Below are 18,552 nucleotides of genomic sequence, written 5' to 3'. Positions count from 1 at the left end.
TGGAGCGTGCAGCGGGAATCGAACCCGCATCATCAGCTTGGAAGGCTGAGGTAATAGCCATTATACGATGCACGCACATCGTCTTAACGAGTTTGATAATGCCACATCTAACTGAAAACGAAACCTTTTTCTTTCATTTTTATTCTAAGTGCTCGCATAACCACCACTCCGCTAGTTTTTCCATCATGTTCGGCATTTTCAGAGTGAATAAAGTGTGACTAAACTCTCGTTAAACAGAGGGCGAGAAATAGCAGAACATGCTCCGCTATTTTTGAGACAAATTTGGGTTGATTTATAAACCTGATTGGCGTCACTAGCCTGTAATAAAATCCGTGCAAATTAAGGAATTTGAAGTGTTAACATAAACTGCTTTTTATTCGTGTTTTGGCGTTCACTAATAACAATCTGAATGCATAAATTTAACTTATCAGCCGGTCAAAACATTCAGTAAACTAATCCCAAATGAGTAGAGTTATAGGCACTTCTAAGCCTTTGCAGAAAAAAGTAACGAGTTTAGTTGATAATTCACGCAAAAGTCTCGTCATTCCGTCTATCGTTTGGTACATTTGCCGCACATTTTGTCTCCCCTAAAATACCCATGCCTTCTCAGTTCCGAATTAACAAAATTGTTGAAATTGGTGACACTCTTCACCGCAGTGGCTGTGCTCCTTACAAGCTAGAGAAATACACCCAATTCTATGCGAAAAAGCATGGTGTGGACGTGATGATCCAAGCAACGCCAACGGCGATTAACTATCAATTTCCAGACGATAACAACGCCGTTATTCTTAAGCGTCTAAAGCCTGCGTCAATTAACCTGAGTTTGTTGGCCAATACGATCATTCGTATTAATCAGCCAAGCAGTGAACCTGTCCCTGAGCCTGTCGGTTATTCTAAATTTGTGACTGCTCTTGCTAATATGGGTATACCGCCTGCGTATTTAATGCTGGTGGGCAGTACGTTGGAAGCGGTTGGCTTTTCTGCGTTATTGGGTTTGATGGTTTGGGTATGTCAGCAAGTTCTTCATTCACGTCGCGCTATCGCGGTTGAATTCATTTCGGCACTGCTAACGGGTATCTTTGTGGCATTTTTGGCAAGCACAGGGTTGCCGATTCCGGTGTGGGCATTGTGTATCGCCTCGATAGTCTTGTTCGTCCCCGGATTATCCATAGCCAACGCACTAGAATGTTTGGCGTTTAATGATCTCGTCTCTGGTACCAGCTTGCTAGGGCAGAGCGCCTTAACCCTGATTAAGCTGTTTGTTGGGATAATCATGGGGCTCAATATTGGTGAAGCAATATGGGGACAAGCGGTCTCCATCGACTATACCAATGCGGTACCGATGTGGATGCATATATCTGGCTTGGTGCTGATCTCTGTATCTATCGGTGTGATGTTCAACGCACGCCCTAAAGACATCTTGCTTGGCTTACCAGTTGCGGTTCTCGGTATGTGGGGACCGTTCTATCTAGGTTTTGATAGTGGTTGGGTTGTAGGCACTTGGGTAACCACAGTTCTTATCACTTTATACGGTACTTGGATTGCCAAGAAGATGGAGCTCACGGGCTCTATTTATATCGTGCAAGGGATCATCATCTTGGTTCCGGGTAGCCGAGTATTAGTGAGTGCTAGCCAGTCAGTGTTTGAACAATCGATTTTGCCTATTCCAAGTATTGGTTTGTCTGCGTTATTCATGTTCTCGGCAATCGTGGCAGGGCAAATCACCGCTTACTCCATTTACTCCCCAAAAGTTGAACGCTAAGCTGTTCTGCTTCTCAAACCTTTAAACAAACACAGCTTAGCGGCTGTGTTTGTTCGTTTTGGGTGCTTAAGATAATGAACTCTCAAGGAAACTTGTTAGATTTATGCTCGCTAAGCCTAACAAGAGTCATTAAAATGGAACAAATTCTATTTAAATGAAGTATTAACGTATGTCTTTACCTCCTTGCCCGCAATGCCAATCTGAATATGTCTATCAAGACCAAAATCACTTAATCTGCCCTGAGTGTGCCTACGAATGGAACCCAGAAGAAGAGCGTCTAGAAAGAGAAGCCGCGCGCGTTAAGGACGTTAACGGTGCAGTGTTAGATACCGGCGATAAAGTTACTTTCATTAAAGATCTAAAAGTGAAAGGCAGTTCTAGCGTATTGAAAATCGGTACTAAAGCAGTGATTCGTCGCATCAATGAAGGTAAGGACCACCAGTTAGATTGCAAGCTTGATGGTGGTGGTGAAATGCTCGTTACGGCGAAGTACGTTAAGAAGCAATAACCATTATTTCAAATAATTGTCGTAAACCTTCAATAAGTTTAAGTGGCTTCTCGGCCATACTGATTAGCATATTAAACCGCAATAATTTCAGAGAATTAAAATGATCAGAGAATACCGCCCAGCCGATATTGAATCCGTTTTAGACATTTGGTTAACCGCCTCGATCAAGGCGCATGATTTTGTGGCTCCTGAGTTCTGGGAGTCCCAGGTTGGTAATATGCGCGACCTATATATTCCTGCATCACAAACCTATGTGTACCAAGTCAATGGTGAGGTTCGTGGCTTCTATTCACTTTACGAAGAGATACTAGCGGCGATCTTTGTCAGTACAGAACATCAAGGCAGTGGTATTGGTAAGCAACTAATCCAACACGCAAAGCTTGAATGTCCGAACTTGTCTTTAAATGTATATAAAGAAAACCAGGCGACGATTCAGTTCTATTTGTCCCAAGGTTTTTCTATTGTGAGCGAACAATCTGATGAGCATACCGGACACCAAGAATACACCATGCACTTAGTTTAAGCTTGATAGCTAACCCCGGAAGAAAAGTAACTAGGAATCAACATTATATGGACATGGTTAAAGCTGCTCTTTCACATTCAACTGCCTTTCATCACTATGTGAATGCCTGTACTGAAGATGGGTTAGATATTTACACGGGTATTTCTGATGGCAGTGATGCCTATTTGGAAAGACGAATTGCTTATTCAAAAGGTGAGGGATTGCCAGAAGGGTGGACGCCTGCTTCTACTTATTTTTGTTTCGAGTCTGGACGTATTCTTGGAGTGATAAGAGTTCGTCATGGCACCAGTCCGTACATTCACGATGTCATAGGACATATCGGCTACGAGACTTTGCCACAAGCGAGAGGGCGGGGTATCGCAAGTCATATGTTGTCTTGGGTTCAACAGCACGTATTGTCCGAAAGCGCTATTATTACGTGTGAGAGGGGCAATATAGCTTCGCAAAAGGTGATTGAGAAGTGCGGTGGACAATTCCTGAATACCTTTTACTCGGAGCAAGATAAACACGAAGTCTTACGTTACCAACTAGAACGAAAATGAACATTTAAGCGTGGCATTTTTGGGTTTTATCGGGGTTACTATGTCCCGGTTTAAACGAAAATGAGGCCATAACCAATTATTGTTGGAGGTATTTTGAAGTATTCAACAAGACCTGCTCAGTTATCAGATTATGAATTTCTGTTCGAGCTTAAGAAGGCCGCTGAGTTTGAGGCAATCAAGGCCGTATTTGGCTGGGATGAGCAAACTCAACGAGATATACACGCCGAAGAGTGGGCAGAAGAACGGCCTGAAATCATCGAATATCAAGGTAAAGCGATTGGTAGTGTGTTGTTGCAAGACAAAGGCGGACACTTCTATTTTTGCCGCTTCTTCTTACTGCCTGAGTATCATGGCAAGGGCATTGGTAGCCAAGTATTGAAAGATTGTTTAACTAAGGCTGACAGCCTCAATAAACCCGTCGAACTTTGTTACCTACAAGGTAATCGAGTTGGGGAGTTGTACTTGAGATTTGGCTTTGAAATTACCTCGCAGAACGAACAGTTTGTTTATATGTGGCGCAAATAGACATTCCCCCAAAAAGATCACACCATCTCCGTAACTTGATAGGCACCTGACACCCATCTAACGTAAAACCTTGTAAAGCTCCCTATGGAACTAGGTGGGTGGGCCACTCACGCCAATCAGGGTGGTGTAAATGGAAGGTTGAGCAACCAACTTAAAACTCTGGATGCAGGATTAAGCCCAAAGGATCTGTATCAAGGGCGAGATCTCAAACCAACGACTGATATGCGAGGTGTAATTAAAGGTGTCCTTGGTCAACACCTATCTATAAAAACGAAGCAGCTAGACACCATCTTCCCTGATAGTGAAATGGTAAAGCCACTGGATATCATCTAGTAGGGCGCTTCTATCAACAATTAATGTAACTTGGGAGCAGATTTAATGTCGTTTAACCTTGAAATGAGCTGTTCTTCAGTTTGCTTGAGCCAATCATAGCGTTTTGTGTACAAGCGACGTTTGGTCTTTTTCAATGTGTCAGTGTCTTTACGAAGAGGCTTAATGGGCAAGGAAAACCAATGTTTATCGACCAAAGAGGCGCCATTTTCAGTCCACAACGTGTCGTAATCAAATGTTATAGCACTACGTTTAGAACCGATATAGCGCATCGCTTGATAGATATGACCTTTATTCGAAACGGTTAAAATCTCATTAACTTTCATGTAATTAGCAAACATAGTTGCGAGTTCAACCATAAGTGACTTTGGTCTTAGCCCGTGTAACGAACGCGTCAGTTCTTTGATTTTGTCTTGGCTGCTGGTGATTCGCTTGTTTGTACCCTGTAGGCAGCCTATGTGCATGGTGCGACGCCCATTATTATCAGATATATTGAAGGTGACCGAGTAAATAGTCAGCCCGGTATTGGCCTCGACGAGTCGGATCCCCAAGGAACCTTCACGAGATTCCCCCGAGAAAGTCTCAATCCTGAACTCATTTCCATTTCGGTCAGCAAAGGTCAAAAGCTCAAAGTTAGAAAGGTGCAGATGCACTGTATTTGGACCAAATGTTCGTTCTAAGAGTTCGAAGTGAGAATGCAGTAACGAAGCACGTGTTTTAGGTTTGATGCCAATACAGATGAATGGTTTGAGTGGCTTTTCAAAGATTTTAGGATTCTGCTCAAGAAGGTTTGAGAGATTGCTTTTCTCTTTAAGCTGATGCACTTTGCGAATGACCTTAGGATTCATAACGCCCCATAGTGTAAAGCGCAGATTTTTCTTGATTCGGGTTAAACCTTTGGTGTTTGGGTGCACAGCATTGGAAAGCTCAACGATTTGACGAAAATTTTGCACGTTTACCTCAACTTAGAAAACAAAAAAGCATCGTTGAAAATAAAAAACGATGCTCCATAAAATGATAAGTAGGTGTTAGTGAAAAAATCGTGAAACTTGAATAAGTTGGTTTCTATCAACCACGAAAGTTAAACGCGATTAGGGAGAGCTTGCTTGGAGGGAACGTTAAATAAGAGAATTGTTAGTATCCCTATAAAATAATGCCAACCATATCAATATTTTATGAATTCACGTTTTCGGTTTGATTTTTTAATGATAGGGTCGCCGGATAATTATATTGATAAGAATAAAGGCTTTATATGAATAAGTTTCTGATTGTTGCATTCGCTGCAGCTGTAAGTATTTCGGGCTGCAAAAGTATCCCTACTTCGGCTACCGACACCTTGTCAGAACCAAAAGGTAACGGCGCATTAGCTATCGCGACCAACATCTCTAAGTACGATTCAACTTACCCATGCGTAACGTTTTCGTTTGATATACAAGAAAAAGTCGATGGTAAATTAGTTGATTCTGAACCACAAACCTTACGTGTATTTGTGTATGAAGACACGAAGTACGCACTGTTTGATGGTATCAAACCGGGCAACTATGTATTAACTCAGTTTCGATGCAATATGCGTCGTGGCCTTGTTGCTAACGATGGTAGGTCGTACCTCAGTCTTGACCTAGAAACTGAACATACCATCAAGGCGAACACAATAACGATGTCTTCAAATTTTATTCACGCGACTCAAGATGAAGATCGGTCTTTTGCATTAAACGTTGGTATTTGGCAATCGCAAGATGTTGTGCATTTCCAGAATCTACTAACGAACGAAGTGAGTAATAAATGGGAAGTGGGAGGCTTTGAAGGCTAATTAAGTTCATCACTATGGCAGCTTTTATTGCTGCCATAGTTTGACTCATCGGGTTATTTTAATGCTAGCGCTAAGCCAAAAGATACCAATCCAACTCCACACGCTTGATTGAGCCTTTTCTTGGCTTTCAACAAGTGTTTTTGCAAAGTCGTTGAAGTAAACAACATTGCGACAATTCCAAACCACAATCCATGAAGAACTATCATGTACAACCCATAACCGAGAGCGACATGCTGGTTCTCAGCTTCGGGTGAGATGACTTGGCTGAAAATGCTTAAGAAGAACAACATGGTTTTTGGATTCAGCACGTTACACAAAAATCCTTGTGCTAAATAGCGCCAAACACTGGTGCTTCGCCTTGTTCCTTCCAAAGGTGCAAGCTTGTTGTCCGCACTCAAGATACCTTTTAGTCCTAGATAAATAAGGTAGGCTGCACCTGCGTATCTGATTATGTCAAACAGCTGCTCATTCTGTGAGATTAAGTAACTGATCCCAAGCATTGAATAACTGATGTGAACACAAATCGCTAAACTCACACCTATTGCAGTCCAAATTCCTGCTTGTCGTCCTTGATTGATACTGTTTTTCAAAACTAAAACAAAATCCGCGCCTGGGCTTATAACAATTAATAGTCCCAATACTGCTAGGCTTAACCACTCCATAATGACTCCAACTCTTTATATTTGATGAGCTAGCATTGTATGGTTTTTTATTGCTGTCTATAATCGAAATGAATTCCACCTATCTGTGAGAAAAAATCACACATGAGACATTTGAAAGCATTTCATATTTTCCATGTAGCAGCGCATTCGAGCAGTTACAGTGAAGCGGCGAATAAACTCAATATTACCCATGGTGCGGTGAGTAAGCAGATCAAGGTATTGGAAAATCACTTATCCCAAGTTTTGTTCTACAAACAGGGCAGGAATGTGTGTCTCACCAAAGAAGGGGAATTACTCAAAGGTTACACATTGCAAGCGTTCCAAGCCTTGGAGACAGGAGTCCATAAACTTAATCAGCTGAATCATCAAGCGTTGGAAGTTTCATGTGAACCCACATTGACCATGCGTTGGTTAATGCCTCGACTCGGTGATTTCTATAACGAATCCGGAATTGATGTTCGCTTGTCTACGGCGGGTGGGCCTGTGACGTTAGGTGAAACTGGATTAGATATGGCAATTCGCCGAGACGACTTTAACGTAACCGAGTACTACAAACAGATTCCGCTAGTCGAAGAATGGGTTGGCCCTGTATTCTCGCCTGGCTATTGGCAACAAGTTAAAGACAAGTTAGCCGATGTGAAATTACTGCACAGCAGCACACGACCAAACGCTTGGAACCATTGGGTATCCATCACCAAAGGTAGTGAATTTGATAGCCGAATGGTGTCGCAAGCTCGTTCAAACCAGACCTTTGCACACTTCTATTTTTGCTTTCAAGCGGCCGTTGATGGGCTAGGAGCCGCTCTAGGGTCTTATCCACTTGTAGCCGACGATATTGAAAGAGGTAACTTGATCGCGCCGTTTGGCTTTGTGCCTTCAGGTCATCAGTACATACTGCTCACACAAGATAGCAACCATGATGAGCCAGAAAGCCCGTTTGTTGTTTGGCTGAAGAATGAGTTATCGCAGTGTGTTCCAACTTTATAGGAACGACATCCGACCTAGAGGTTTGCTTGTCTTATGTCAGACTCTAGTTCATTATTGTGGGAATCACTCAATAGGCAAAGACAGCACGCCACCATTGAGTTCGATTTGGTTCAGCCATTCTGTTGGAATCGCGCCATCTTCTTCGTAGAAACACGCCGCTAAGACTGCTCCAATCACAATCGCACGACCGCAGCTATCACCGCCACATAAGATATTGTCGCGAATGCCTTGTTTATAACTCTGAGCACCCGCGATGATGCGAATCAGTAGTGGGAACGCAGCACTCAATTCACAATGTAATCCGAACTTCTTCGCGGCATCTGTAATCGAAAGCTCCGGCTCAGCCAGTGCTTCGTCGATTTGATCGTGTATAAATTTGCTACAAGTTTGTCGCACCATTTCTACCGACTGCAGTGGCGAGTTGCCTTGAATTGCCGCTTGAACCAATAAGGTGATGGCTTGTGCCCATTCCACGGCTTTGTCGTTGTTGTTGGTGACTCGCACCGCACTCTCTACCATCGCGGGTAAGGTGTGAGAGGTATAAGTACATGCCACTAATGGAATGATCTTTGAGACTGCGGGAAGTTGTGTATCATCTGCGCCACACGCAGTAATCGAGGCGTTCTCTAGTTCTAATTGATGGATGTTCAACAAGCTCATACGCGTTGCTTTATCAATGTAGCCTCGCCAACTGCCACCAAAATCAAACCAGAAGCGGAAGTGTTTGATGTAACTTGCTTCATCGTAGTGTTGATTGTCGACTAGGCTATCGACCATCGCCAATAACTGAGCACCGTATTGCGATTGGTCGCCAGCGGTTTTTCCTTGGTGGGCAAAGTAGCCTTTGTCTTGATAATCGAACTGGTTTGGTGAACGAAATTCTGGTTCAAAACCAGCCACGTGTAAGATCCTCTCTTGGTCATACAACCAGTGCAGCCCCATGGAAGCGGCGTCTCCAACCAATGCGCCAACGACGGCGTAAAAAGCCCTTTCTTTATGATTGTCCATGTTGAGCGATGTCCTTGAGATGAATCAACGTAGTTCGATACTTTAAGTATAGCGATTGGATAAGTATTTTGCTGTGTTTCGAAGAAGAAATTGGAGGGGATTAATCCTGATTGATCAATGGCTTAAACCAATCAGGTGGAATTGATAAGGGTGATGAATAATCTGGTGAATCAATGTATTCAGTTGGTGGTGTTACTCGTTCTATTATTGATGATTAAGGTAGGCACTAGAACGTTGTTCAATCACTTTGAACAGACGTGAAAGTGCAAAGCACAAAGCAAAATATACGAAGCCTACAATCAACCAGATCTCGAAGATCAAACCGGAAGAGTTCGCCATTTCAGTACCAACAAACGTCATTTCTTGAATCGAAATCAGCGACACAATCGAGGTGTCTTTGACCAGCGAAATTGCCTGACCAGCCAAAGGTGGCGTAATTGCTGTTAATACCTGTGGGCCAACCACAAATCGATACTTAGTCAATGCAGATAAGCCAAGCGAATCGGCCGCTTCCCATTGGCCTTTAGGAATACCTTCTAAACCCGCTCGAATCACTTCCGCAATATAAGCCGAAGAGAGCAAACCAATACAAATAACACCAGACGCTAAGTTTTCCCAAAGGTTAGCAGGGCCAAATAAGAAGGCTTGAAGTTGATTAATCTCACCATTATGTTCACGTAAAAGACTTTCTAAGCCAAGCAGAGGGATCAGCTGGTTAGAAACAAAGAAATAAAAGATAAACACGAACACCAGTGGAGGAATATTTCGAACCAATTGGATGAAAATCAGTGCCGGTGTTTTGAAGAAAGTGATCTTAGAGTGTCTTGCTACCCCTAACAGTGTGCCGAAAGAGAGCGCTAATACCATGCTCCATAAGCTCAAACGCAATGTTGCAACCAAACCTTGAAAGAAATAAGGAATACTGCCTTGAGAAGGTGGAATAAAGATTAACGTGAACGCGTCTTCCCAGCGCCACTGATAGTTAATACCGACAGAAGAACGATAATAAAGCCAACCTGCGAACGCACAAATGATGGCAAACAACACACCATCTAAGAGATTAAGGCGTTGATACCAAGGCTTCATGTGAAGGTTGGGCTTGGGCGTTGATAATGCGCTAGTACTACTCACGTCATTCCTGTTTAAACATTAATTATTATTGGATTGTTGCTTGGATCTAAAACGAATCAAATAAAGCTACTTAAAAAAGGCTACTTAAATCGTCAATGAGAAGGCAGTGCAAACAGTGCACCGCCTTGATTTAGATTCGACAGATTAGCTCATATTAAAAAGTGAGCTCAACTTCAGATTACTGACCTTGAGCAATCTGGTCTTGCCAATCTAAAGTAGAGAACCAGTACTCGTAACGCTCTTTCAACCAACCGTCTTCAGTACGTGCTTTGATCCATTCGTTGAAAAATTCTGCCTTGTCAGTTTCACCTAGGCGAACTGCAAATGCTTCGTTACCTTTGGATAGACGCTCTTCAAATGGAATAAATAGCGTGTCTGCGTTTTTGATCGTTTCGTGTTCTGGTTTCGGGCTAGACGCGATAACCGCGTGTGCGTTGCCGTTCAATACTTCTTGGAATGCTTGAGCATCGTCATCGAACTGCAGAACTTTCGCTTTAGGGAAGGTTTCACGAGCCACTTGAACCGTGAATGCTCCACGACGTGCTGCAATTTTTACGCGGCGAGAATCAAAATCAGAGATTTGAGTAAAACCTTCCGCTAGCTCTTTGTTAGCAGCCAGTTGAACACCAGAGTGCGAGTATGGTTCAGTGAACAGTACGCTTTTAGCACGAGCTTCAGTAATAGACATACCGCCGATGATCACATCAAACTTCTTCGATAATAGAGAAGGGATAATGCCATCCCATGCCGTAGGTACAAATTCGACTTTCCAACCTGAATCTTCGGCAAGGCGTTTCGCCACGTCGATTTCAAAGCCAACGAGATCGCCTTGTTTGTTACGCATCGCCCAAGGAACAAATGTCGACATACCAACGCGCAGTGAGCCACGTTCGTTGATTTTATCGAGGTTAGGCGTTTCAGAAGCAAGTGCAGGCAAACTGACGGCAAGCGCAAGTAGGGCTGTAATCGCGGTTTTAAATAGCTTCATGCTGATAAATCCTTATTGTGTTCGCCAGTTAGCTCCGAGCTTATGCTCAAGCCAAGCAGCAACGGCAGAAAGTGAAAGTGTAAGAGCAAGATAAATGATCGCCACAGAGAACCAGATCTCAAATGGCATCGCGGTTTCAGAAACAATGTTTCTGGCTTCGGTTGTCAGGTCGAAAATAGCCATGACACTCACAATCGAAGAGTTTTTAATTAGAGAGATCACTTCATTGGTCAAAGGTGGCAAAGTACGTTGCACCACCTGAGGAAGAATCACATCCCAGTAAGTATAGGTCTTTGATAAGCCCAGGGATTGAGCTGCTTCAAATTGTCCTCTCGCAATTCCATTTAAACCGGCACGAAATATCTCGGCGGTGTAAGCACCTTGGAACAGTGCCAAGGCTAAAACGGCAGTGCTAAATCGATCCAGCCCTAATACAGGGCCAAATACAAAATAGAGCAAATAAATTTGTACCAATAACGGCGTGTTACGAATCAACTCAACATAGCTGGTGGCTAAGGTGCGTCCAACTACAGAGTTTGAGTTTCTCAATAGTGCTGTCGTTAAACCAATGATCAGCGTAGCAACCAAAGAAATCAAAGAGATATTGATGGTAACCAATAGCCCTTCAACCAGCTCTGCAGGCCACCATTCACCATCTTCATAGAAAGCAATATAGTCTGGCACGCGCTCCCATTGCCAGCTGTATCCCATGGTTTGTGCGCCAGAATCGAGGATCCAGACAACCGCAGCCACGAGCACAATAATTTGTACCAAAGCGGATAGGGCGGGTTTAATAATTCGAATCAACATCAATAAGTCAGGATCTGATTTAGGAACGCTTGAGTACGTTCATGTTGCGGGTTTTCAAAAAGCGCTTGAGGCGTATTGGATTCCACAATTTGTCCTTCATCCATAAAGATAACGCGGTCGGCCACTTGTTTCGCAAAGCCCATTTCATGTGTCACACACACCATGGTGATGCCTTCGCTTGCCAGTTCAACCATCACATCGAGCACTTCGTTGATCATCTCCGGATCAAGCGCTGATGTTGGTTCATCAAACAGCAGTAATTCAGGTTTCATACAAAGAGAGCGAGCAATCGCAACACGTTGTTGTTGGCCCCCAGAAAGCTGAGCGGGGTACTTATTCGCTTGCTCGGCAATGTGCACACATTCGAGATAGTGCATCGCGGTTTTCTCTGCTTCTTCTTTGCTTTTTTTGAGCGTACGAATCGGAGACAAAGTCAGGTTTTCAAGCACAGTAAGATGGGGGAATAAATGGAAGTGCTGAAACACCATTCCGACTTGGCCCGGTGTGTTGAACTTACACGGGAGTGTTTGTTCTAGCACGGAAAGCTCGCCACTTTCGAAGGGTTCTAGCTGATTGATACAGCGGATTAAGGTTGATTTACCCGAACCTGATGGCCCGCAAATCACCACTATTTCTCCCTGTTCAATATTTAAATCGATATCCTTTAGGGCATGAAAATCACCATACCACTTGTTAAGTGACTTAAACTTAACCATTTCCTTGAGATTGTTCAAATCGTTGTTCATACCTAGTAAAGAGACAGGTTTACCTTACCAATATAGAAATCTGAATGCACATAAAATTAAGGACTTATGAGAATTTAATGGCATCTTGTAGGGCAAATTAAAAAGCAGCGCCTGATTTGGACGCTGCTTGAGGTTATACGCAAGGGCAAAGAATTTGGTTCAGTTTCACGGAATAAATTTTTAGATTATGGTGATTTTCTTTAGAACCCTGTTTTCCTTGCTCTAATTTTGATCGCTATTGAATCGCAGACTCTAGAATCTCGCGTGTTTTCTCAGGTGTGATTGCTTGGTTTTCGCCTAGTTGCAGGTAGCCATGTGATTCAAGTTGAGCGACAACATTGTCGATCGCAGTTGCTTTGTTTGTTTCGTAACCGTCGAACATCGTTGGAACGTCTAGGCTGTGATAGAAAGCTTCGATTGCAGCAATAGTGCGCTCTGCCAAGTCAGCACCCGCTTCTAGGCCAAATACGTTACGACCCATTTGCTCTAGCTTGCCACGCTTCGCTTCGATTTGATTACGAAGTAGCGAAGGTTGAACAATCGCAAGAGAACGTGCGTGGTCTACGTGCCATAGTGCTGTGAACTCGTGGCCAATCATATGTGTTGCCCAGTCTTGAGGAACGCCAGTACCAATCAGGCCGTTAAGCGCTTGGTTTGCTGTCCACATTAGGTTTGCACGCCATGCGTCGTTGTCACGCTCGTCGTATTGCTTACCCAGTACAAGTAGGTTTTTAAGTAGTGTTTCTGCGTAACCGTCTTGAACCATCGCGTCTGTTGGCATTGTGATGTATTGCTCACACACGTGAACCCATGCATCAACTAGACCGTTGATCAATTGACGCTCTGGAAGAGACTTCATTACGTCTGGATCCATAACCGCGAACTTAGGTTGTACAGCAGGGTTCATGAACGCCAGTTTCTCTTGAGTCTCTTTACGAGTGATTACAGCACCCATGTTAGATTCAGAACCTGTTGCAGGAAGTGTCAGTACTGCACCAATAGGAGTAGCTTCAGTTACTTGGTGTTTGCCCGCTAGGATATCCCAACCGTCGCCGTCGTATTTAGCCGCTGCAGCAACGTATTTAGAACCGTCGATTACCGAACCACCACCAACAGCGATAATGAATTCTACGTCTTCTTCTTTAACAAGAGCGACTGCTTTATCTAGCGTCTCTTTCGTTGGGTTAGCTTCAACACCAGAAAACTCAATCCAAGCGTGATCTTTAAGAGATTCGACAACTTGGTCGTAAACACCGTTGCTTTTGATTGAACCGCCACCGTAGATGACTAGCACTTTCTTAGAAGTATCAACTGCTTGGCTGATAGCATTGATTTGGCCTTGGCCGAAGTGGATTACAGTAGGGTTAACATAAGTAAATTGCATTGTAGGTTCCTTGTGTAAAGCTAGATTTTTTATTCTGATGTGTTGCTTAATTTCTATATTTGCATATTAGTACAGGAATCTAGGGTGGTGAAGGCCAGTTCCTACAAATTAATTGCCTATTTCTACAAAATTGATATTCTTCCTTTGCTTTAACTTACTTACTCTTAGCACTTAGAATGGAAAGTCGCCACTTATGCAAACACTCGCGCAGTTATTACAGTCTTATGTAGAACACAAAGGTTGGGATGATCTTGAAGGGATCAGAGAAACTGAAATTGGCGGTGTGTGGTTGTATAGAAGCAGTGGCGGCAACCAGCGTCAGCCATTCACTTATCAGTCGGGTATTATCATGCTCGGGCAGGGCAAAAAGAACATCTACATTGGCGACAGACCCGTTACTTACGCTGCAGGTGATTATCTTGTGGTAGGCGTGCCAATGCCATTGGAGTGTGAAGCGTTGCCTGTTAATGGCGAACCATTACTTGGTTTATCTATCAACATTGACTCTCAACGTTTGCACAGCTTGGTAAAAAAGTTAGAAGACCAAGGTTTTCTTGAGAGCTATTGCAATAAGCACAAACAGAATTCTAGCGGCTTAGAATCGACACCGATGGAAGAGCAAATGCTAGAAAGTTTTACTCGATTGGTGAAAATGCTGCATTGCGACATCGAAGCCAACATATTGGGTGATGCCATGGTCAGCGAAATTGTCTACCGCGCCTTAACCGGTTCAGAAGGGCGAGTGCTGTTTGATTTGGCGCATCATGATGGCCATTACGCACGTGTCGCGAAAGCACTATCTAAAGTGCATGAAGAGTACGACCAAACCATTACTGTTCAATCGCTTGCTGACGAAGCAAACATGAGTGTGTCTGCTTTTCATAATGCTTTTCGCAACGTGACGTTTGAGTCACCACTTCAATATTTGAAGAAGGTAAGGCTCAACAAAGCCAAGGAGCTGATCCAGTTAGAAGGCCTGCGTATTAGTGATGCCGCACGCCGAGTTGGCTATTCTAGTCCATCCCAATTCAGTCGCGAATTTAAGCGTCATTTCAACACAACCCCAAGAGCGGTTTAGTTCTTTATATTGTAGGCTGACGAGAGGAAGTAGAAGGCTTCACTGCACTTCGATACGAGTTAATATCATTTCCTGATAGTAAACATTGAAGCCAAAGACCTCACCGCTACAAAGAGTTTGTTTAGTTTAGCCCCATAAGAATCAATCTCTAGAAAGCCACACCAATAGATACGTTAAACGTGTCCTCATCAATGTCATAAGGTAGCTCCTCACCCTCTGACTCGCCGCTGTCCACTTGGTAGTTTCTCCATTCCATTTTGAGCTCTGCAAATTTCCATTTAGTAGATACACCGAGGGCGTTGAAATAGGTTGCGTCAGGGTTGGCCGCGTTATCAACCTCGTCGCTGACCTGAGCGCCACCGATGCCGAAATTATAATAAGGGCGAACTGTGATACGTTTAAGCGGGAAGCTGTAACCAGCGCCTACCTTTAAAAATGCCATGCCGTCACTGATCGCGTCTTGGTCGTAGTCTTCTAGCTTATCATCACGCTTTCTGTGCTGGTATTCACCGCCAATCTCCAATATGTCACCACGAAACATCAGGTCGATGTATTGAGATGAGAGTTTATCTCCCTCCTGATACCCCAAGCCGAACGCAATATCAGCCATAGAGGGAGCAGAAAATCCTGCTAATAGAGCAGCTAACATTCTTTTTTTAATGAACTTTGTCATTGCCGAATCTCCTTAGTTCAGGGCGTTGTATTTCTTATCAATCATGCAGTTTCTCAACACTGTCGCATACATCGCTTTGTTATCTTCTTCAGCCTGAGCCCCTGCTCGTCGGCCGCTAACTCTACCGGAGACTACACCAATCGCCGCGCCAGTCTTGGCAGCGTCAGAGCCTGAGCCACCAGAGATAGCGCCAACAGCAGCGCCAGCGGCCGCCCCTTTAGCTGCGCCTTTTACGCCGCTTCCTTTCTTGGTTTCAGTGGGGGCTGTCAGTGTTGATTCAGCAACACCTTGACACGTTGCGAGCTCTTTCTGAGCAACCTCAAGGGTCACGTTGTCGTAATTGAATGAAATGTGAGTTGTTGGGTCTGTAATGTAGCCACCACCAGCAAGGGCTGAGAGGGAGGTTATAGCTAAGCTCAGGCCTAACAGTTTCGTTCTTTTGTTCACTTTCTAATCCTCAAGTTGATTAAACTAATTAGTTTAATCATTGATATTGAACTTTCTTCTAGGTCGACAAATAGATTTAGACTTAATGAAGCTATAGGTGGTCTTCATGTTGGGGGCATACTATCTTGGCAGGCACATGTTGGATAATGACCTTGAAACATAAGAGTTATTTGTCTTACGCATATCATGGTTCATTTATGGATTGGCCGTTGTGAGTGGTTATGAGAGAGGTTGAATTTAAAAAGAGAGAGTTTGAACGATCACAACCTCCTTGTTAAGTAAGATGAGTAAATGTATCTAATGGTGGGCAATGTTAGTGTTCTGGTATTCGATTGTGGAATATATTATTAACGTATTTATATAATTAAATGGCTCTAAAATAATTACTTATCTGGGCTAATAGTTTATGCATAAATCTAAGAGTGTGTTCTTCACAATTCATCTAGTAAGTGATTTTTCAGGGCTTTAATGTGAACAACCTATCAAATGTTTTCTAAATTTTAAAAGTTATCTATATCTTTATCTGAGTGGGTATTCATGATTGTTGAATATATCAAAAGATAAAGGGGGCTTATTACTCGGTTCGCCATCTTATTTGCGGATAATTAGGCGTTTGATGACTAATTATTCTATAAATCACTGATTTATAGTCAGGTAATAGTCTGATGGATATCACGTTTACCCTAAAACAATTCACTTAACATGGCGCTACTTTAATCATTCTTCCCAATACGATTGTTAAATATAAATACGTATATATTTATTATTAAAAGGATAATTCCGATGAGTAGCGATATCATTAAAATTTCAAGAAATACTGAAAATGCACCAATAAACTCTGTATCTACACAAACGGTCGCTTTTTCTCATTATAATAATTTTTCAGCTCAATTACCTATTGAACCTAAAACAGGTGAAGTCGTGATTGGCGATATTAAAGACCAAGCAGCACAATGCTTAAATAATATTAAAACCATTGTTGAAAGCATCGACCATGTTATGGATGATGTCGTGAAGATTAATGTTTTCGTTAAGAATATTTCTGATATCGATGCTATTGATGAAGTCTACAAAAGCTTCTTCCACAAAACTCTTCCTACGCGTACAGTCGTGGGCGTAACTGCGCTACCGCATAGTGACGCTTTAGTTCAAATGGATGCTCTTATTTCAAACGGTGAAGGCACTAAACCACAAGCACCTTGCGCGCTAGTTAAGGTATCAAGAAATACGGATAATGCGCCTCAAAGTACTGTATCGACTCAGACAGCGGCTTTCTCTCACTACAACAATCTTTCAGCTCAGTTACCGATAGATGTAACCACAGGTGAGTTGGTTGATGGTGGTATCGAGGCGCAAACAGCACAATGTCTATCAAACATTAAAGCTATTCTAGAAAGCATCGGTCATGTAATGAATGATGTGGTTAAAACCACTATTTACCTTAAAAATGTTGAAGATGCAGGCAAGGTAAATGAAGTTTGTGCTAAGTTCTTCCCAAGTTACGTACCAGCGCGAACGGTTGTTAATGCCGCTGAACTGCCAATGGGCGCTTTAATTCAAATCGATACGTCCGTTTCACATGGCGACGGTACACCGCCGCAATTACCAGAAGATACGCGCCTACTGGTTATTGAAGCTAATAATACTGTTGCTGCACCATTCATGCCTTATTCGCACACCGTTGCTTTCTCTCACTATAACCATATTTCAGGTCAACTACCTGTAGATCCGAAAACCAATGCAGTGATTGCTGGTGGTATAAAAGAGCAAACTGAACAGTGTCTTAAGAATATTAAGGCGATCATTGAAAGTGTTGATCATAGCATGGACGATACGGTGAAAATTAATATTCAACTTAAAGATATTTCAGATATTGATGCGGTGAACGAGGTCTACACTACGTTCTTTAATGCTGACTTACCGGCAAGAACGGTGGTGGGGGTTTCAGAGATTCCTATGAATGCACTGATTCAAATTGATGCTGTCGTTTCTAACTGCGAAGGCACACCTCCACAAGACGTTGTTGCTTAATTCACTGAACCCAATTCGATAATCTCGATCTAATGTCGGCTTTAGCTTCTGAACAAGGAGCTAGAGCCGATTCTCTGATTAACGAACCCATCTCAAGACGTAACTCCTTCGTTAAGCCTCACTACATAACTTACTCTAAACAAGCTTCTGCCCGACATATGGTGTTTATTGATGTGAAGTGTTTTAATATGAAAAACAGACGCTTAACGTAAGAAAACCAGTTTATGCAATTTCGAGTTATTTTAATGTTGTGCTTAGCTATGATGGGGTGTTCATCCAATCAAAAGTTAACTCCAGACCCAACAACCATCACGCTATTTTATGGTGATACATCCATCTCCGCGGGTGTTTTAGAAGATAAAACATTTAATTCTGTACTCGCGGATAGGGTTGAAAGTGTTACTTTTTCAGGCTTAATACGAAAGCAATACTCTGGCTACTTGGTCGATCTGCTCGTGATTCGAGAAACGAAAGAGCCACGCTCAACTCGACAATTAAACACTTCACTTCATATGGAAACTGGAGAATTAGTGGATGTGGGTGGCGTGAATAATGATGTATTTAGGGTCATTCTTGAATAATCGTTATAAGACGATAGGTGAGGGAA

The 18,552-nt window shown here is 42.9% G+C and carries 20 protein-coding genes, 1 tRNA gene and 1 pseudogene; 11 read left to right on the top strand and 11 right to left on the bottom strand.

What is annotated here, in order from left to right:
- A tRNA-Gly gene (locus QQ041_RS08680) sits at nt 1–75 on the bottom strand.
- 523 nt (nt 76–598) lie between these two features.
- On the opposite strand from QQ041_RS08680, the gene QQ041_RS08675 reads away from it, so the two are divergent.
- The 6 genes and pseudogenes from QQ041_RS08675 to QQ041_RS08650 form a co-directional block, all read left to right on the top strand.
- Nucleotides 599–1,762, top strand: coding sequence for a threonine/serine exporter family protein (locus tag QQ041_RS08675; RefSeq protein WP_004731486.1), 1,164 nt, complete (start codon nt 599–601; stop codon nt 1,760–1,762).
- A gap of 169 nt (nt 1,763–1,931) precedes the next feature.
- Nucleotides 1,932–2,270, top strand: coding sequence for a zinc ribbon domain-containing protein YjdM (locus tag QQ041_RS08670; protein ID WP_146490772.1), 339 nt, complete (start codon nt 1,932–1,934; stop codon nt 2,268–2,270).
- Between the two features lie 100 nt (nt 2,271–2,370).
- The gene (locus QQ041_RS08665) at nt 2,371–2,793 is read left to right on the top strand and encodes an N-acetyltransferase (protein ID WP_146490771.1); all 423 of its coding nucleotides are present in this window, start codon (nt 2,371–2,373) and stop codon (nt 2,791–2,793) included.
- Nucleotides 2,794–2,840: 47 nt separating this feature from the next.
- Complete coding sequence (locus QQ041_RS08660; RefSeq protein ID WP_285953602.1) at nt 2,841–3,335, top strand: GNAT family N-acetyltransferase; 495 nt, start codon at nt 2,841–2,843, stop codon at nt 3,333–3,335.
- A 93-nt stretch (nt 3,336–3,428) separates the two neighbouring features.
- On the top strand, nt 3,429–3,860 hold the full coding sequence (locus QQ041_RS08655; protein WP_146490769.1) for a GNAT family N-acetyltransferase: 432 nt from the start codon (nt 3,429–3,431) through the stop codon (nt 3,858–3,860).
- A gap of 84 nt (nt 3,861–3,944) precedes the next feature.
- A pseudogene (locus tag QQ041_RS08650) lies at nt 3,945–4,193 on the top strand (Tat pathway signal protein); the annotation flags it as partial.
- 20 nt (nt 4,194–4,213) lie between these two features.
- Here QQ041_RS08650 and QQ041_RS08645 read toward each other — a convergent pair.
- A complete protein-coding gene (locus QQ041_RS08645; RefSeq protein WP_146490768.1) occupies nt 4,214–5,143 on the bottom strand; it encodes a VirK/YbjX family protein in 930 nt (309 codons plus the stop codon).
- Between the two features lie 299 nt (nt 5,144–5,442).
- On the opposite strand from QQ041_RS08645, the gene QQ041_RS08640 reads away from it, so the two are divergent.
- Complete coding sequence (locus QQ041_RS08640) at nt 5,443–6,000, top strand: hypothetical protein (RefSeq protein WP_146490767.1); 558 nt, start codon at nt 5,443–5,445, stop codon at nt 5,998–6,000.
- A gap of 53 nt (nt 6,001–6,053) precedes the next feature.
- Here the strand turns inward: QQ041_RS08640 and QQ041_RS08635 are convergent, their stop codons facing one another.
- Nucleotides 6,054–6,662, bottom strand: a complete 609-nt coding sequence (locus tag QQ041_RS08635) for a LysE family translocator (RefSeq protein WP_285953601.1) — start codon at nt 6,660–6,662, stop codon at nt 6,054–6,056.
- A gap of 102 nt (nt 6,663–6,764) precedes the next feature.
- On the opposite strand from QQ041_RS08635, the gene QQ041_RS08630 reads away from it, so the two are divergent.
- Nucleotides 6,765–7,649 carry a LysR family transcriptional regulator gene (locus tag QQ041_RS08630; RefSeq protein ID WP_146490765.1) on the top strand — a complete coding sequence of 295 codons (885 nt, stop codon included), beginning with the start codon at nt 6,765–6,767 and terminating at the stop codon, nt 7,647–7,649.
- Nucleotides 7,650–7,712: 63 nt separating this feature from the next.
- On the opposite strand, the gene QQ041_RS08625 is transcribed toward QQ041_RS08630, so the two are convergent.
- The 6 genes from QQ041_RS08625 to QQ041_RS08600 form a co-directional block, all read right to left on the bottom strand.
- Nucleotides 7,713–8,657 carry an ADP-ribosylglycohydrolase family protein gene (locus QQ041_RS08625; protein ID WP_285953600.1) on the bottom strand — a complete coding sequence of 315 codons (945 nt, stop codon included), beginning with the start codon at nt 8,655–8,657 and terminating at the stop codon, nt 7,713–7,715.
- Between the two features lie 204 nt (nt 8,658–8,861).
- Nucleotides 8,862–9,788: an amino acid ABC transporter permease gene (locus QQ041_RS08620; RefSeq protein ID WP_285953599.1), complete on the bottom strand. Its 927-nt coding sequence runs from the start codon at nt 9,786–9,788 to the stop codon at nt 8,862–8,864.
- 178 nt (nt 9,789–9,966) lie between these two features.
- On the bottom strand, nt 9,967–10,776 hold the full coding sequence (locus tag QQ041_RS08615; RefSeq protein WP_012600468.1) for a transporter substrate-binding domain-containing protein: 810 nt from the start codon (nt 10,774–10,776) through the stop codon (nt 9,967–9,969).
- Nucleotides 10,777–10,788: 12 nt separating this feature from the next.
- Entirely contained in the window at nt 10,789–11,586 is a 798-nt protein-coding gene (locus QQ041_RS08610) for an amino acid ABC transporter permease (protein ID WP_029223351.1), read from the bottom strand.
- The gene (locus tag QQ041_RS08605; RefSeq protein WP_285953598.1) at nt 11,586–12,332 is read right to left on the bottom strand and encodes an amino acid ABC transporter ATP-binding protein; all 747 of its coding nucleotides are present in this window, start codon (nt 12,330–12,332) and stop codon (nt 11,586–11,588) included. The genes QQ041_RS08610 and QQ041_RS08605 overlap by 1 nt, the downstream gene beginning before the upstream one ends.
- 235 nt (nt 12,333–12,567) lie before the next feature.
- Nucleotides 12,568–13,716 (bottom strand): iron-containing alcohol dehydrogenase, encoded by a 1,149-nt coding sequence (locus QQ041_RS08600; protein ID WP_285953597.1) that lies wholly within the window; start codon nt 13,714–13,716, stop codon nt 12,568–12,570.
- Between the two features lie 193 nt (nt 13,717–13,909).
- Here QQ041_RS08600 and QQ041_RS08595 point away from each other — a divergent pair, with 193 nt between their 5' ends.
- A complete protein-coding gene (locus tag QQ041_RS08595) occupies nt 13,910–14,794 on the top strand; it encodes an AraC family transcriptional regulator (RefSeq protein ID WP_146490759.1) in 885 nt (294 codons plus the stop codon).
- 148 nt (nt 14,795–14,942) lie between these two features.
- On the opposite strand, the gene QQ041_RS08590 is transcribed toward QQ041_RS08595, so the two are convergent.
- Nucleotides 14,943–15,467: a hypothetical protein gene (locus tag QQ041_RS08590; RefSeq protein WP_285953596.1), complete on the bottom strand. Its 525-nt coding sequence runs from the start codon at nt 15,465–15,467 to the stop codon at nt 14,943–14,945.
- A 12-nt stretch (nt 15,468–15,479) separates the two neighbouring features.
- Nucleotides 15,480–15,914 (bottom strand): glycine zipper family protein, encoded by a 435-nt coding sequence (locus QQ041_RS08585; RefSeq protein ID WP_060981192.1) that lies wholly within the window; start codon nt 15,912–15,914, stop codon nt 15,480–15,482.
- Between the two features lie 783 nt (nt 15,915–16,697).
- Here QQ041_RS08585 and QQ041_RS08580 point away from each other — a divergent pair.
- Both QQ041_RS08580 and QQ041_RS08575 read left to right on the top strand, forming a co-directional pair.
- Nucleotides 16,698–17,945 carry a RidA family protein gene (locus QQ041_RS08580; protein ID WP_285953595.1) on the top strand — a complete coding sequence of 416 codons (1,248 nt, stop codon included), beginning with the start codon at nt 16,698–16,700 and terminating at the stop codon, nt 17,943–17,945.
- Between the two features lie 224 nt (nt 17,946–18,169).
- Nucleotides 18,170–18,526, top strand: coding sequence for a hypothetical protein (locus QQ041_RS08575; RefSeq protein WP_285953594.1), 357 nt, complete (start codon nt 18,170–18,172; stop codon nt 18,524–18,526).
- Nucleotides 18,527–18,552 lie beyond the last annotated feature (26 nt).

This window comes from Vibrio sp. TMPB1044, assembly GCF_030442075.1.
Taxonomy (GTDB): domain Bacteria; phylum Pseudomonadota; class Gammaproteobacteria; order Enterobacterales; family Vibrionaceae; genus Vibrio; species Vibrio satsumensis.
The sequence above is the reverse complement of the archived record's forward strand: the minus strand, read 5'-3'. Positions and strand labels throughout refer to the sequence as shown.